General features: G+C 57.4%; 11 protein-coding genes. 7 read left to right on the top strand and 4 right to left on the bottom strand.

Annotated elements, in window-relative coordinates; genetic code table 11:
- Window positions 1-3 precede the first annotated feature (3 nt).
- From F5984_RS21360 to F5984_RS21350, 3 genes are read right to left on the bottom strand one after another with little or no spacing between them, the layout of a single operon-like run.
- On the bottom strand, window positions 4-3,621 hold the full coding sequence (locus tag F5984_RS21360; RefSeq protein WP_152126246.1) for a SusC/RagA family TonB-linked outer membrane protein: 3,618 nt from the start codon (window positions 3,619-3,621) through the stop codon (window positions 4-6).
- 22 nt (window positions 3,622-3,643) lie between these two features.
- Window positions 3,644-4,654, bottom strand: coding sequence for a FecR family protein (locus tag F5984_RS21355; protein ID WP_152126245.1), 1,011 nt, complete (start codon window positions 4,652-4,654; stop codon window positions 3,644-3,646).
- Complete coding sequence (locus F5984_RS21350; RefSeq protein ID WP_152126244.1) at window positions 4,647-5,354, bottom strand: RNA polymerase sigma-70 factor; 708 nt, start codon at window positions 5,352-5,354, stop codon at window positions 4,647-4,649. Before F5984_RS21350 ends, F5984_RS21355 begins: the two co-directional genes overlap by 8 nt.
- Window positions 5,355-5,477: 123 nt before the next feature.
- Between F5984_RS21350 and F5984_RS21345 the strand changes: the two genes are divergently transcribed.
- On the top strand, window positions 5,478-6,002 hold the full coding sequence (locus F5984_RS21345) for a GNAT family N-acetyltransferase (RefSeq protein WP_152126243.1): 525 nt from the start codon (window positions 5,478-5,480) through the stop codon (window positions 6,000-6,002).
- Here F5984_RS21345 and ruvC read toward each other — a convergent pair.
- Complete coding sequence (gene ruvC, locus F5984_RS21340) at window positions 5,974-6,558, bottom strand: crossover junction endodeoxyribonuclease RuvC (RefSeq protein ID WP_152126242.1); 585 nt, start codon at window positions 6,556-6,558, stop codon at window positions 5,974-5,976. The two genes, F5984_RS21345 and ruvC, sit on opposite strands and share 29 nt — an antisense overlap.
- 32 nt (window positions 6,559-6,590) lie before the next feature.
- On the opposite strand from ruvC, the gene F5984_RS21335 reads away from it, so the two are divergent.
- The 6 genes from F5984_RS21335 (at window position 6,591) to F5984_RS21310 (ending at window position 13,418) form a co-directional block, all read left to right on the top strand.
- Window positions 6,591-7,562 carry a lysylphosphatidylglycerol synthase domain-containing protein gene (locus F5984_RS21335; protein ID WP_152126327.1) on the top strand — a complete coding sequence of 324 codons (972 nt, stop codon included), beginning with the start codon at window positions 6,591-6,593 and terminating at the stop codon, window positions 7,560-7,562.
- On the top strand, window positions 7,559-8,734 hold the full coding sequence (locus tag F5984_RS21330) for a glycosyltransferase (RefSeq protein ID WP_185155605.1): 1,176 nt from the start codon (window positions 7,559-7,561) through the stop codon (window positions 8,732-8,734). The genes F5984_RS21335 and F5984_RS21330 overlap by 4 nt, the downstream gene beginning before the upstream one ends.
- Window positions 8,735-8,899: 165 nt before the next feature.
- Window positions 8,900-9,481, top strand: coding sequence for a polysaccharide deacetylase family protein (locus F5984_RS21325; protein ID WP_246169247.1), 582 nt, complete (start codon window positions 8,900-8,902; stop codon window positions 9,479-9,481).
- Window positions 9,474-10,541, top strand: a complete 1,068-nt coding sequence (locus tag F5984_RS21320) for a glycosyltransferase (RefSeq protein WP_152126240.1) — start codon at window positions 9,474-9,476, stop codon at window positions 10,539-10,541. The genes F5984_RS21325 and F5984_RS21320 overlap by 8 nt, the downstream gene beginning before the upstream one ends.
- 70 nt (window positions 10,542-10,611) lie before the next feature.
- The gene (locus F5984_RS21315) at window positions 10,612-11,136 is read left to right on the top strand and encodes a GAF domain-containing protein (protein ID WP_152126239.1); all 525 of its coding nucleotides are present in this window, start codon (window positions 10,612-10,614) and stop codon (window positions 11,134-11,136) included.
- A gap of 218 nt (window positions 11,137-11,354) precedes the next feature.
- Entirely contained in the window at window positions 11,355-13,418 is a 2,064-nt protein-coding gene (locus F5984_RS21310) for a patatin-like phospholipase family protein (RefSeq protein WP_152126238.1), read from the top strand.
- Window positions 13,419-13,485: the final 67 nt, after the last annotated feature.

Here is a 13,485-nt window from a genome sequence, read left to right as displayed (position 1 = left end):
CGGTTAAAAACTCAGATTAAGGTCCAGACCCACGGTCCGCATCAGGGGCAGCGAGTGTTGCTCCATACCCATAGTGCCGGAGTTCACGTTGACCGACGCATTTTCGGGCGAGAACCCATCGGTATGCCGTTCGAGGTAGCCGAGGTTACGTCCGTACACGCTCACTGCCAGCGACTTAAACGGTGTCCGCTTGAGCCAGTCGGCCGATAGCTGGTAGCCCAGCCGCAGCTCGCGGATAGCAATGTAGCTGGCGTCGTACAGGAACTCTTCGGCAATGGCAAAGCCCTTGTCTGAGGCCACCCGGTTCCAATACGCCTGCGCCGTTGTCGGGATGTCGTTGGGCTGACCGGTGCTGACCCACTTCCCGTTTTCGAGCTTCGCCTTCACGCCTTCGGCAATGAGGCCGCCCTCACGTCCTTCCAGGGTACGCTTCGAGGTTCCGTAGGCAGCCTCCTGCACACGACCCTGCGAGAAAATCTGACCACCCCGCCGGATGTCGATCAGCGACGAGAATACCAGACCCTTGTACGACAGGCTGTTGCTCAAGCCGCCAATCCAGCGCGGGCTGGCGTTGCCAATAGGCTGGGTCGAGATACTCTGCCGAACGGGCAGGCCCTGCGTGTCGATCAGACGGTTGCCTTTCTCGTCTTTCACCCAGGCATAGTCGGCCTGGCTCAGTACACCATAGGGTTCACCGGGCTTAGCCGTCACACGGATGTTCCGGTCCGACCCAATCACCAGTTCCGATACCCCGTCGATCAGTTCGAGAACCTTGTTGCGGTTCACGGCGAGGTTGAAACTGGCTTCCCACGTCAGGCCCGACCGCGACCGCACGGGTGTGCCGCCCACAAGGAGTTCGATACCCTGATTCTGAATTTTACCCGCGTTGGTGAGCTTGGTCGAGTAACCCGTCGACTCCGAAATCACGATGGGCAGAATCTGGTTGCTTGTTACCGAGTGGTAGTACGTGAAGTCGATGTTCATCCGGTTGCGGAACAGCCGCACCTCAGCCCCGGCCTCGTACGATTCTTTCAGCTCGTTTTTGAGGTTCGGGTCCACAATGGTGTTGGTGTATGTCGCCAGCGGTAATCCCTGAAACGTGTTGGCATTCAGGTTGTAATAGCCCGTGGTCGTGTACGGGTTGCCCGACCGGCCAGCCTGTGCCCACGACCCACGTAGTTTGAGGTAGCTGAGGTAGTTGTTTTGCAACCCCAAAGCGTCGGATACCACCAAGCTGCCCCCCACCGAGGGATAGAAATACGAGTTGTTCTGCACGGGCAGCGTACTCGACCAGTCGTTACGTGCCGACAGGTCTAAAAACGCGTAGTTTTTAAACCCTACACTGGCCGATGCGTACACCGAATTGATAACCGACTCCACCAGGTTGTAGCTTGGCGTGTTGAGCACGGTACGACCCACGGCGTACAGGCCCGGAATACTCAACTGCGACCCGAAGTTGCCCACCAGCCGGTAGCGGTTGTTCTGGTGGTTGGCCCCGGCCAGTACGTTCATCGACCAGGTCTCGCCAAAGTCGTGGTTGTAGGTCAGCAGCAGGTCGGCGTTTTCGGTTTTGTTGTACTCATTATTTTCAAAGACATCACCGGTTTGGGCTACCCGTGTGCCTACCGCCCGCCAGCCGTACTGCCGTTCGTAGTAAAAATCGGTGCCGTAACGCCCCTGTACCGAAAGCCCTTTGGCAATTTCGTAGCTCAGTTTGGCGTAACCAATTACCCGGTCGCGGGTGTCGCCGTTGCGGGTGTTGTTGATGGTCCAGAATGGGTTGGATGTAACCGAGTTGCTCTCAAAAATTTTCTCCCCACCCACAAAGAAGCCGTTGCCGCCCAAATCGCGCGACAGCCGAATATCTTTGGCACTGTACTCATACCGGCGCAGGCCATCCATCGACAGCGAGCGGGGCACGTACAGGAAGCGGTACACCGGGTTGGCCCCGTCGTCGCCTACGTAGGGGCGGTTCACCACGGCCTGATTGATGTAGTTCAGCTTCATGTCGAGGTTGAGGCCCTTCACAATATCGGTAGCTACCTTCACAGTCACGCTGTTGCGCTTGAGGGTATTGGTCGGCACAAAGCCATCATTGCTGAGGTTGGCCACCGAAATGAAGTAGTTTGTATTTTCACCGCCCCCATCGACGCTCAACGTGTGGCTCATCTGCCGCTCAGGGCGGAAAAAGGCGGTGTATGGATCGTCGATTGGCCGGTACTGAAGCGTATCGCCCCACATATCCTCGTAGGTTTGGCCCTGCATTTTGGGCCCCCAGCTACCGCGCGTAGTTGGGTTACGCCCACCAGCCAGTTTAGGAATACCGCCCGTCAAAGCCGCATCGTAAGGCACCACCGAACCATCGGCTTTGCGGTAAAATGTAAAGGCTCCGTTGTACCCTTGTCCATACTCACTCTGGTAGTCGGGTTTAACCAGCGCCCGACCGACCGACACGTTACCGGAGTATGACACCGTTGGTTTCCGGTTGCGCCGACCGGCCTTGGTCGTGATGAGGATAACCCCATTGGCACCGAGTTGGCCGTACAAAGCCGCCCCGTTGGGTCCTTTGAGCACCGAGATTGACTCAATATCGTTTGGGTTGAGGTTCGAAATGCCATCGCCCCCATCCAGACCGCTTTGCAGCGCAAACGAGCCAATGCTCCGCCGGTTGGAGTTGTCGATGGGCACCCCGTCGATCACGTACAGCGGCTGCGAATTGCCCGACAGCGACGAGTTTCCGCGAATCACCACCCGCGACGAGCCACTCATGCCCCCCGCCGAACTGGTCACCTGCACGCCCGGCACTTTGGCCGAAAGCGCGTTGGCCAAATTCGTTTCGCGGGCGCCCACCAGGTCGCGGCCCTGAATCTCGCCCGTTGCGTAGGTCAGGGCTTTTTTCTCCCGCTTGATACCCAGCGCCGTGACGACTACCTCATTGAGTGTCTGGTCTGACGACGAAAGAGCTACGGCCAGCACCGACTCGCTCGTGAGTGGCACCTCGCGGGTTTGGTAGCCGATAAACGAAAAAACAAGCGTGGTAGCCTCCGCCGGAACTGCCAGCTTGAAGTTACCTTCGCCATCGGTGGTAGTTCCCCGGCTGGTGCCTTTCACGGCGATGTTTACGCCCGGCAGACCCTGCCCCGACAGGCCGTCGGTTACTTTACCGGTAATAGTCCGGTCATCGGCCAGGCGGGTTGTTTCGGGTCGGTTGCCGGTCTCGTCGGCCGTTGATTCGGGCAGGGTAGCCTGGTCGGTTTGTGATACCGATCGCGCCCGACGGTCGGCCCGGCGCACCACGTAGGCACCATTTTTTAGCTGGCGAAACTCAAACCCTGTCGATTTGAGCAGCTCGGTCAAGCCCGCTTCGAGGGTGTTGGTCCGGCTCAGCACCTGACCCGGCACCATTACCTGGTTCATACCTGCTTCTTCAAACAGAATATCAACGCGGTAACGCTGTTGCAGACTATTGAGTGCGTCGGTCAGGCGCACCGCCCGGGCCGGTTGCCCGTCGGACGTTTGCTGGCGGGCAAGGGCCCGGGGGGCCATCGCCAACGTCTGGGCCGAGGTGGTATGATGCAGCAACCAAAGCCCCATACACCCGTACAGTAGTGGTTTGTTCATAACTTATCTAGTAAGGATTCTTCTATTCGGTACTATCATTATCGGCAAAAGCGGGCTCTATCCGCACGGCTTTTTCGGTTTGGGTTACCCGCACATCAAACAGTTCGGTGAGGGCCGTCAGAATATCGTCGGCAGTGCGGGCGTGGAATTGCCCGCTCAGTTTCCGGTCGGCAAGTTCAGGGGCAAGAGTCACCCGCAGGCCGAAGTTATCTTCCATTAGCTGAGCCACTTCGGGCAGGGGGGTCTGCCGAAAATCGTAGCGAAACAGTTTCCAGGCAGGTTCGGTAGGCACCGGGTCGGCACTACGCCCACGCTGCAACGCCGTGCCGGGCCGTACCCGCACCCACTCGCCGGGGAGCATCGTGAGGGTTTGCGGGCGCTGCTGCCTGCCGTAACGGAGCTGAACCTTACCCCGGTTGAGAACCACGCGGGTGCCCCGGCGGGTGTTCATCACAAACTCGGTTCCGAGCACCACCACCTCGACCCCATCGGCCCCGGTCACCACAAACCGCTGGGCATCGGGGGTATGTACTACAGCAAATTCGGCTTCACCGCGCAGGCTCACCTGCCGGGTCGAGCGACCAAACCCGAAGCGGGGCAGCTGGAGCGCAGAGTTGGCGTTGAGCGTCACCCGGCTACCGTCGGGCAACACCACCGACCGAATTTCGCCGTACTCAGTGGCAATGGTTCGCGTATTCCAGTACGGCTCCGTAAGCGTTAGCAACCCGGCTAAACCCGCCAGGCCGAGCGAGGCCGCTACCCCCATGAACAGGCGTGGCCACCGGCGCACACGCACCGGAGTCGCGGGTTGGGCCTCGGCCGTTTGGGCGAGCTGGGTCACAAACCGGGCATAGGCTTCGGTATCGTCGACCACGAGTTGGGGCTGTTGTTGCTCCCGGCGCTGCAACTGCGCGTAAAATATTTCCTGATTGGCCGGGTCGAGTAACCACGTTCGGATCAGTTGCTTCTGCAATGGAGTAGCCCGCCCATCGAGGTAGGTCTGAAGCAGTTCGGGCTGAATCGGGTTATCCATTGGTGGGTGTGAAATAACGTGAAAGCAGATAAAGACCGGGGCCGTACGCCAGTATCAGCACAAGCCACTCGCCCCGGAGGGCTTTACGCAGCCGCCCAAGGGCGCGGGTCAGGTGATTTTCGACGGTCTTGGGCGTGAGTTGCAGTTCGGCAGCAATGTCGGCCTGACTTTTACCTTCAAACCGGCTCATCATAAACACGCGCTGTGCCTGTGGGGGTAGCGTTTGCACGGCCGCCCCAATCTGTTGCACCAGCTCATCGAGAAAAATGATCCGGTCGGGCTGATCGTAACCTGTGGTGGCGGTCAGCTCGTCGAGCGAGTCGGGCAACGACTCAATGGGGCCAAATTCGGCACGCAGATAGTCGATAGCCCGGTTGCGCACGGCCCGGAAGAGATAAGCCCGGTAACTGCTGGTTATGTTTTCGTACGCACGGGTACGCCAGAACGTCAGAAACACTTCCCCGACGATATCCTCGGCCACGTCGCGCCCGTACACGAACCGCACGGCATGGCTGCACAAATCGCGGTAGTACTGCCGAAACAGCAACGCGCAACCCTGCGTCGGGTCTTTGGCAAACGCCTGCCGAACAAAAAAGTCGGGGTCGGTACCCGCCCGGCTCACATCCGGTTGCTGTCCCAAACCAGGTGCGGGTGGCCCAGCTGGCGAGGAAGCATTTTCAGAAGAGGTAGAAAAAGGCATAGGCAGGCTGAAGGACGTATAACGTGAAGACGATTTTTTTGGACGTTACCCCCAATGCAGACGGAAAACTTTTCAACACCGATATAAGAAGGTGTTATTTTGTGCTTACTCCGTTTACCACGCATGACTATCCGCCCTGCCACGCCAGCCGATCAGGCTGCCCTGCTCGCCCTACACCGGGCCGTTGCCGAAGACCCCAACGGCATTGCCCGTATGCCCGACGAAATCACCGATGTCTACATTGCGTCGTTGCTCGACCTGCGCCCGCCCGTAGGCCTGCAACGGGTCGTTACCGACAAGTTGGGTGAATTAATGGGCGAAATTCATGGAGAGCGGTACAGGTTACGCATTTTTGACCATATTCTGACCGGCCTGACGGTTGTGGTGCATCCCCGGCATCAGGGCAAAGGGGTGGGTAAGGCTTTATTTAGCCAGTTTTTGCGCGATGTACGGCGGGTGTTTCCTGCAATCAGGCGGGTTGAGCTGGAAGCACGGGCTACCAACGAAGCGTCGTTGCGGCTATACGAAAGCCTTGGCTTTGAGCGCGAAGGTATTTACCGGCACAAAACCCGCAACCGCGACGGGAGCTTTGTCGACAGTGTCGCTATGGCGTTGACGTTTACAGAATCCGATCGTTATTCTCGCTGACAAACGCGCCCCAGGCCCCTTTTTTGGTTTTTTTATTCGATACTACCGGCTGAGCGTTGGCGTGGAAATGGTGGCAGATGGCAATACCCAGCGCGTCGGTGGCATCGAAAAACTGCGGGTCAAGGTCCGCCTTGAGCAAGTGCGACACCATTTGCGAAACCTGCTCTTTTGAGGCATTGCCGTTGCCCGTAACCGATAGTTTTACCCGACGCGGGGCATACTCAACAATCGGAATATTACGCGACAGAGCAGCCGCCATGACAACGCCCTGCGCCCGGCCTAGCTTGAGCATCGACTGCACGTTTTTCCCGAAAAAGGGGTCTTCGATGGCCATTTCGTCGGGCTTGTGCTGATCGATAAGCCGGATCATGGTTTCGTGCAGTTTCTGAAGCTTCAGCTGGTAGGTTGTATATTTGCTCAGTTGAACCACGCCGTATTGCAACAGCCGCATGACACCCCCGTTTTGCACCGCAATAACGCCGTAGCCCGCTACCTGCGTACCGGGATCAACGCCAAGGATAATTTTTTCCGTATTGTGTGCAGTTGGTAAAGCCATGTGTGCAAGGTAACGCTTTCGGAACCGCTTTGATGCGTTTAGAAGACAAAAAAATCGCGTTTGGGCTCAAAATGGCCGTTTTATCCGGCCTGATTGCCTACATCGCCTACACCCTTACCCGCCAACCCACCGACCTGGGTGTTATTCGGCGGGCGTGGGCTCAGGCCCCCAACCCTGCCCTTTGGGTAAGCCTGCTCCTGCTGCTTACGCCCGTCAACTGGGGCTTCGAAGCCCTCAAATGGCAGGGCCTCGTCCGTCGGGTGGAGCCCATTTCATTCGCCGATGCGTACCGGGGCGTACTGGCCGGGCTGGCCCTGAGCATGGCAATACCAACCGGCATAGGCGATACCGCCGGGCGGGTGCTCTCCCTCCAATCAACCCGTCGGGCCGACTCCATCGGGGCGGCCCTGGTATCGGGCGGCATGCAGTTTTACGTCGCCATTTGTCTGGGTGCCCCCGCCTGGACACTCTACCTCGACCGGGTGCCCCAACGTGACGGCAGCGCGGCCCGGACCCTGGCCCTTGGCCTGTGGGCGCTGGTTGGGCTGGGCGTACTGCTGGCCAACATACGGCCCGCATTGCTTCGGTGGTCGGGGCGAGTGCCCCTGTTGAACCGGTTTCGCGCGTACTGGTCGGTAGCGGCACAGTACACCGGCCGTGAGCTACTGACCGCTTTTGGAGCCGCCACCGGCCGTTACCTGATCTTCTCCATTCAATTTCTGCTTGTTCTGCACCTCTACGGCTTATCGTTGCCCACGACGGATCTGCTGGCGGGTATCGGGCTGGTGTTTCTGGTGAAAACCATCACGCCGGCTTTCAACTGGCTGAGTGATCTGGGTGTACGTGAGGCTGCAGCCCTGTGGGTATTTGCCCCGTATGATGTACCCGCCCCTCTGCTGGTAGCCGCTACGCTTACGCTCTGGGTGGTTAACGTACTGGCTCCGGTGCTGGTCGGGCTGGTGAGCGTTTGGCGAATCCGCCTGGCAGGCACCCATACTCCATGATTTCAACTATCCTGCTCATCATCAGCGCCCTGTACGCCCTCATGACCCTTATTCTCTGGTGGGGCTGGCGACGTATTCCCTACGCCCAAACAACCCCGACAACCGACGGGCCGCTTATTTCGGTCGTGATTCCGGTGCGTAACGAAGCGGACAACCTCCCCCATCTGCTGGCCGATCTGGCCCGGCAAACCTACACCCGGTTTGAAGTCATCGTGGCCGACGACTCCTCGACCGATACTACCGTAGCAGTGGTGCAGGCGCTCCTGAACGACCTGCCCTATACGCTTCACTTACTCCCCCTGCCCAACGAGAAAACCGGTGCTCCCAAAAAACGGGCCATTGCCGAAAGCATTCGTATTGCCCAGGGCGAACTGATCCTGACTACCGACGGCGACTGCCGGGTTGGCCCCGATTGGGTGCGGAGTTTTGCTGCGTACTACCGCCAGCACCACCCCCGCATGATGACCGGGCCGGTCACATTTACGGATAGCTCTATGAAACCAGGCTGGACAGATGACATCTCTCCAAACGAGAGATCATCTGCAAACAGGGTGTTTGGGCAGTTGCAAACCGTTGAATTTTCGAGTTTGATTGGGTCCGGGGCGGCCACATTGGCCCTAAATAACCCAACTATGTGCAACGGGGCCAACCTTTGTTACGAAAAACGAGTTTTTGAGGAAGTCAACGGGTTTGCGGGCATCGACCATGTGGCTTCGGGCGACGATGAGTTGCTCATGCACAAGATTGCCCGACGGTATCCGGGCGGGGTTCAGTTTGTAAAAAACCGGGGGGCCATTGTGCAAACGGCTCCGCACAGCTCATGGGCGGCTTTTTATCAGCAACGCAAGCGCTGGGCGAGTAAATGGCGGGCTTATGAAAGCTGGCACCCCTCAGCCCTGGCGGTTTTTGTATTTGTAAGCAACGCGGCCCCAGTTCTTGCCGTACTGGGGGGTACAGCTGGCGCAATTGTATGGCCCACAGTTCTACTAATCATTGGATTAAAAACTATACCAGAGTTTATATTTTTGCGGGCAATCCTTCGTTTTCTGCAAAAACCTCAGGCAGTTTGGTGGATACCGGCTACGCAGCTTGTTTATCCCTTTTACGTCTTATTGTTCGGGCTGGCCGCTCAGCAAAAAGGGTTTACCTGGAAAGGTCGATCGCTAAAGTAATTCGTTTTTAGGTGCTTAGTTTTTCGTTCTTTACCCGCAGACTACCGGACCAAACCGTCTATCAACTCATCTGAATCCAGACACTCCACTAATCAACATACAACTTTGTTCCTGCATAAATCCAATTTTCTACTCCGTTCGGTTTACCCGGAATTCTGGTGGCGCATGGACCCTTCCGAGCCGGTTATCTACCTGACGTTCGACGATGGGCCTATACCGGATGTGACGGAATTTGTGCTCGAACAATTAGACAAATTTGCGGCTCAGGCCACGTTTTTCTGCATTGGCGATAACGTACGCAAACACCGCAACGTATTTTACCAGGTCATTGAAGCCGGGCATCTGATTGGCAACCACACGTTTAACCACCTGAACGGTTGGAAAACCGACGACGATGAATACCTGGACAACATAGACCGTTGCCGCGATCAGATGCGCATCGAAACGGCCTTATTCCGACCGCCTTATGGTCGTATCAAGAAAAGTCAGGCGGCCGAAGTGCTCGAACAATACGCCGTTGTGATGTGGGATGTGCTGTCGGGCGATTTCGACCAAAGTCTTTCGCCGGAGGTTTGTTTGCGCAAAACCCTCCAATACACCGAACCAGGTTCGATTGTCGTCTTCCACGACAGCATCAAGGCATTCCCGAATATGCGGTACGCCCTGCCCCGAATGTTACGGTATTTTGCCATGCGCGGGTACGAATTCAGGGCCTTGCCGCAGCCCGTTTTGTCGGTGTATGAGTGAGCTACCAACCGACGAATTACCCAGGGTAACGGTGCTGATTGCAGCCCGCAACGAAGAATCGACTATTCTGGACTGCCTCCGGTCGGTAGAGGGGCTCGATTACCCTACCCACCGCTTACAGGTACTGATTGGCAACGACGGCTCTACCGACCGCACCGGTGCGGTCGTGCGCGACTTTATTCAAGGCAAGCCCCAGTTCAGCCTCCTTACTATTACTGAACAGTTGCCCGGTCAGGCGAGACCCGGTCAGGCGAGACCCGGTCAGGCGAGACCCGGTCTCAACGGGAAAGCCAATGTACTGGCACAACTGGCCCACGCTGCCACGGGCGAGTACCTCTTCACGACCGATGCCGATGCCCGCGTGCCGCCCGGCTGGCTACGGGCCATGCTGGCTCCGTTTGGGCAGCAGACCGATGGGCAGCCGATGGGTATTGTCAACGGGTGTACGCTCGTATCGGGCCACTCGGTTGGGGCAAAATTGCAGGCCGTTGAGTCGGTACTGGTGTTCAGGCTACTGGCGTTAGCAGCCCAAATGGGCGTGGCCCTCACTGGCGCGGGCAACAATATGGCCATTCGAAACGAGGCTTACACGGCCGTGGGGGGCTTCGAGGGGCAACCGTTTTCGGTGGTTGAAGATTACACCCTGTTTCAATCGATTGTGCGGCAGGGGTATGGTTTCCGGCAACTCATGGGTCCCGAAACGCTCGTCTGGACACTGCCACCTCCCTCAATCGGGGCTTATTTTCGGCAACGCAAACGCTGGATGCAGGGCGTTTTCGACCTTCCTTTTTTGTTACGTCTCACCACCCTCGGTCAGTACCTACTCGCGCCCCTGCTGCTGATTCTGGCGTTTTGGTTTCCGGCCCTCGCGCTCGGTTTATACACCGCCAAAGTAGTTACCCAAACACTTCTTTTGGGTGATGGGTTAATTCGGTTACGACAAACGCGCTATTGGCCTTATGTGCTACTCTACGAGCCTTACCAAACCATAGCCGGCCTGCTGTTGCTGCTGTATTACAGTTGGCCGGGTCAGGTGGAATGGAAAGGCCGTCGGTACTAGGCTGCCTGCTTCGTACCAATACAGCAAGAACGCGGGTTGTCGGCTTCATCACACTAACCTGCCATTTTGTATGTCTCAGCCCCCTTCGGACACGGCCCACCAGCTACAGCAAATCGTCACCGACGTTGGGCAACGTCTGAACGCCGACCGCTGTTTTCTGCACATCCGCAAACCCGAACAGGGTTTGGGCCGCATTGCCTACTGCTGGCGACGTAATGATAGCATCCCCGACGCTATTCGGGCGGAGTGGGAAGAGGATGCCCGCACCCTGCCCGATATTGATCCGTTGTTCCGGGCGGCCCTACTCGCCCAGCCCTCTGTGTACGTCGACGATGTAGAGACAGCGCCCGCTACTGTACTCAATCGCGAGTTTGAGGCCCAGACCTTCGGGCACCGGGCGCTTGTGCATGCCCACGTGGTTGAGGGCGATACGCTCTGGGGAATTCTGCAACCCTGTATGTTTGGGCAACCCCGGCACTGGACCGAAACCGACCGGGCTTACATCAACAGTCAATTACCTCGGTTGTTGGCCTTACTAAAGAAAGAATGGAAACGAGAGAAAGAAGAAGGCCCAAAGCAGGCAGGAAGCGAGTAGGACACGTTTCGGACAGGATTACAGGATAAACAGGATTCATTCTGGTCGGAGAAAATCCGGTTTATCCTGTAATCCTCCGGGCCGCCGGGCGGTCCCAAAACTATTTTGGTAAGCCTGCCGTAAAAAACTTGTCCTGCACCAGAAAGGAAGCGAGTAGGATGAATTTCGCTCCCTTGTGCTTACATTTCCCCATTCACACCTTGTAAACCAGCTATCCATTGCTCCGTCGAGTTCGTCATATACTGCTTAGCTTTCAGTACTTTCTCATTTATTCGTGGGCGGTACTCCGGCATGTGCTGATGCACCTGTTGCTGCTGCTGGTGGCTTACCTGAGCCTCACCAGTGGCCCGCAGATCGACGATATATTCCGGTCACTCAACGCCAGTGACCCCAATTTTTTCACCAACCGCCCGTTCCGAATTGCCACGCTTTACACCGCTATCTGGGGGCTGAGCATCTGGTTCTGTGGGCGGACTCTCCTGACCCTGGCCGATGTGCGCGGCCCCAAACTGCTGGCTACGTTCCGGCGGTTTCCGCAGCAGGAGTCCGAACGTGAGCGCGAACGGCTCACGGTATTTATTCGGATAATACCGATGTTGCTGGGGGTACTGCCCCCCATTCTGATTGCGATGGCGTTTGCCCGGGCCGAGAATGTACAACCGGTTTACGTGATCTGGTTCGTTGTGCTTGCGCTGGGGTTGGGCGTCTGGTTTTTATACCACCGGGCCTTGCTTCGCAAACTGCTGCCCGGCATTCGGTTCGATCCGTATCTGTACTACCCCGATCGGCGGCACTGGCACAACGTGTGGCTGGCGTCTAACAACCCTACCCGGCTAATTTATGCCTTTCTGGTGGGCAACTGGTTTTTGTGGATGGCCATTATGTTTATCCCCGCCGACTGGATGATTTACCGCAAGCTTGGGCCGTTGGGGGTACTGCTCATCGGGTTCGTGTGGCTTACCCCACTCGTATCGGTGCTTACGTACTGGAACCGCCCTACCCGCCCGGTTCTGCTCTTGACGCTTCTCTGGATCATCTTTTGCAGCTTTTTCAACGATCATACCGAGATCCGCTTTACCGATACCCGGCCGAGTGCGTTAGTGGCTGCCCGCCCAACTGTACCGGTCCATTTCGACCGGTGGCTACAGGCCCGAGCAGATTGGCCGGGCGATACCCTGCCGGTTTTCATTGTGGCCACCGAGGGGGGCGGCATCCGAAGCCTGAACTGGACGGCGGGGGTACTTCACAAGCTCGATTCGCTCTTTCCGGCGTTTCGGCAGCAGACCTTCGCCATCAGTGGCGTGTCGGGCGGAGGGGCCGGAGCTGCCTTATACGCTACGTTTCAGCACGACCGGCGTACCCACCCCCAACTAAAAACAAGCCGATTTCAACAGGCCATCGGTGAGGATTTTCTTTCGCCAGTGCTGGGGCCGCTTATTTTTCACGAATCGTTTCAGCGGATGCTGCCTGTTGCGGTGCAGCAACTGAACCGCAGCAACTGGCTCGAAGATGCCTGGAGCCTATCGTACCAGAAACACCTGCGGCTGGAAACCCTCGAAAAGCCCTTTATGGATCCCTTTCGGGCCGATCCGCTCCACACGCCGAGTCTGTTTCTGAACAGTGTACTGACCGAAAGCGGGCAAAAATGTATTCTGAGCAACCTACGCATCGACAGCACGTACTTCCGCGATGTGATTGATATTTACGGCATTACCCGGCGCGACATGCCCGCTAAAACAGCCGCTTCGCTCACGGCCCGGTTTCCGTGGCTCACGGGTGGAGGCCTAATAACCCGGCCTGACGGACGGGCGTTTGGGCACGTAGTCGACGGGGGGTATTGGGATAATACGGGCCTCGAAACGGCTCTCTCGGTTCTGGCGGCAATAACGCCCACCATCGAAACCCACAACCGACAACCCGACGCCCGGTTTCGGGTGGTGCCGGTGCTGCTGTACCTGCAAAACTCCATGCTCGACCACGACATTCGGGTGTCTGATACATTTATCGACGTGGTCATGCCCATTGAGGCCTCGATGAATGCCAACCAGCGCAAATCGGCCTCGGTGGCGGGGCAGACTCGTAATATGCTGGCCCGATACACGCCCCAAACAGCCTTTTACCAGATTTCGCTCGACCGGCACACGGGTGTTCCACTACCCCTCGGCTGGTACCTCTCCGACGATGCCCGGCACGACCTGTGGCGCAAAATAAACGCCATGCCGCACGATGCCGCCCCCACCATTCGGGCCATTGGGGCCTACCTTCGGGCGGCAGGTCGTTAGGTTTTGGGTTTATGGTTTTTAATGGATGACAGGATAAAATTCTACCATTTAAGTAGATTTTACGGAA

The organism is Rudanella paleaurantiibacter (genome assembly GCF_009184635.1).
GTDB classification, from domain to species: Bacteria; Bacteroidota; Bacteroidia; order Cytophagales; family Spirosomataceae; genus Rudanella; species Rudanella paleaurantiibacter.
The sequence above is the reverse complement of the archived record's forward strand: the minus strand, read 5'-3'. Positions and strand labels throughout refer to the sequence as shown.

Excerpts from the sequence above, each read along its gene's own strand:
- F5984_RS21315 (WP_152126239.1), top strand. The coding sequence starts at position 10,612 with ATGTCTCAGCCCCCTTCGGACACGGCCCACCAGCTACAGCAAATCGTC.
- F5984_RS21360 (WP_152126246.1), bottom strand. The coding sequence starts at position 3,621 with ATGAACAAACCACTACTGTACGGGTGTATGGGGCTTTGGTTGCTGCAT.
- ruvC (WP_152126242.1), bottom strand. The coding sequence starts at position 6,558 with ATGGCTTTACCAACTGCACACAATACGGAAAAAATTATCCTTGGCGTT.
- F5984_RS21355 (WP_152126245.1), bottom strand. The coding sequence starts at position 4,654 with ATGGATAACCCGATTCAGCCCGAACTGCTTCAGACCTACCTCGATGGG.
- F5984_RS21320 (WP_152126240.1), top strand. The coding sequence starts at position 9,474 with ATGAGTGAGCTACCAACCGACGAATTACCCAGGGTAACGGTGCTGATT.
- F5984_RS21350 (WP_152126244.1), bottom strand. The coding sequence starts at position 5,354 with ATGCCTTTTTCTACCTCTTCTGAAAATGCTTCCTCGCCAGCTGGGCCA.
- F5984_RS21325 (WP_246169247.1), top strand. The coding sequence starts at position 8,900 with ATGGACCCTTCCGAGCCGGTTATCTACCTGACGTTCGACGATGGGCCT.
- F5984_RS21345 (WP_152126243.1), top strand. The coding sequence starts at position 5,478 with ATGACTATCCGCCCTGCCACGCCAGCCGATCAGGCTGCCCTGCTCGCC.
- F5984_RS21335 (WP_152126327.1), top strand. The coding sequence starts at position 6,591 with ATGCGTTTAGAAGACAAAAAAATCGCGTTTGGGCTCAAAATGGCCGTT.
- F5984_RS21330 (WP_185155605.1), top strand. The coding sequence starts at position 7,559 with ATGATTTCAACTATCCTGCTCATCATCAGCGCCCTGTACGCCCTCATG.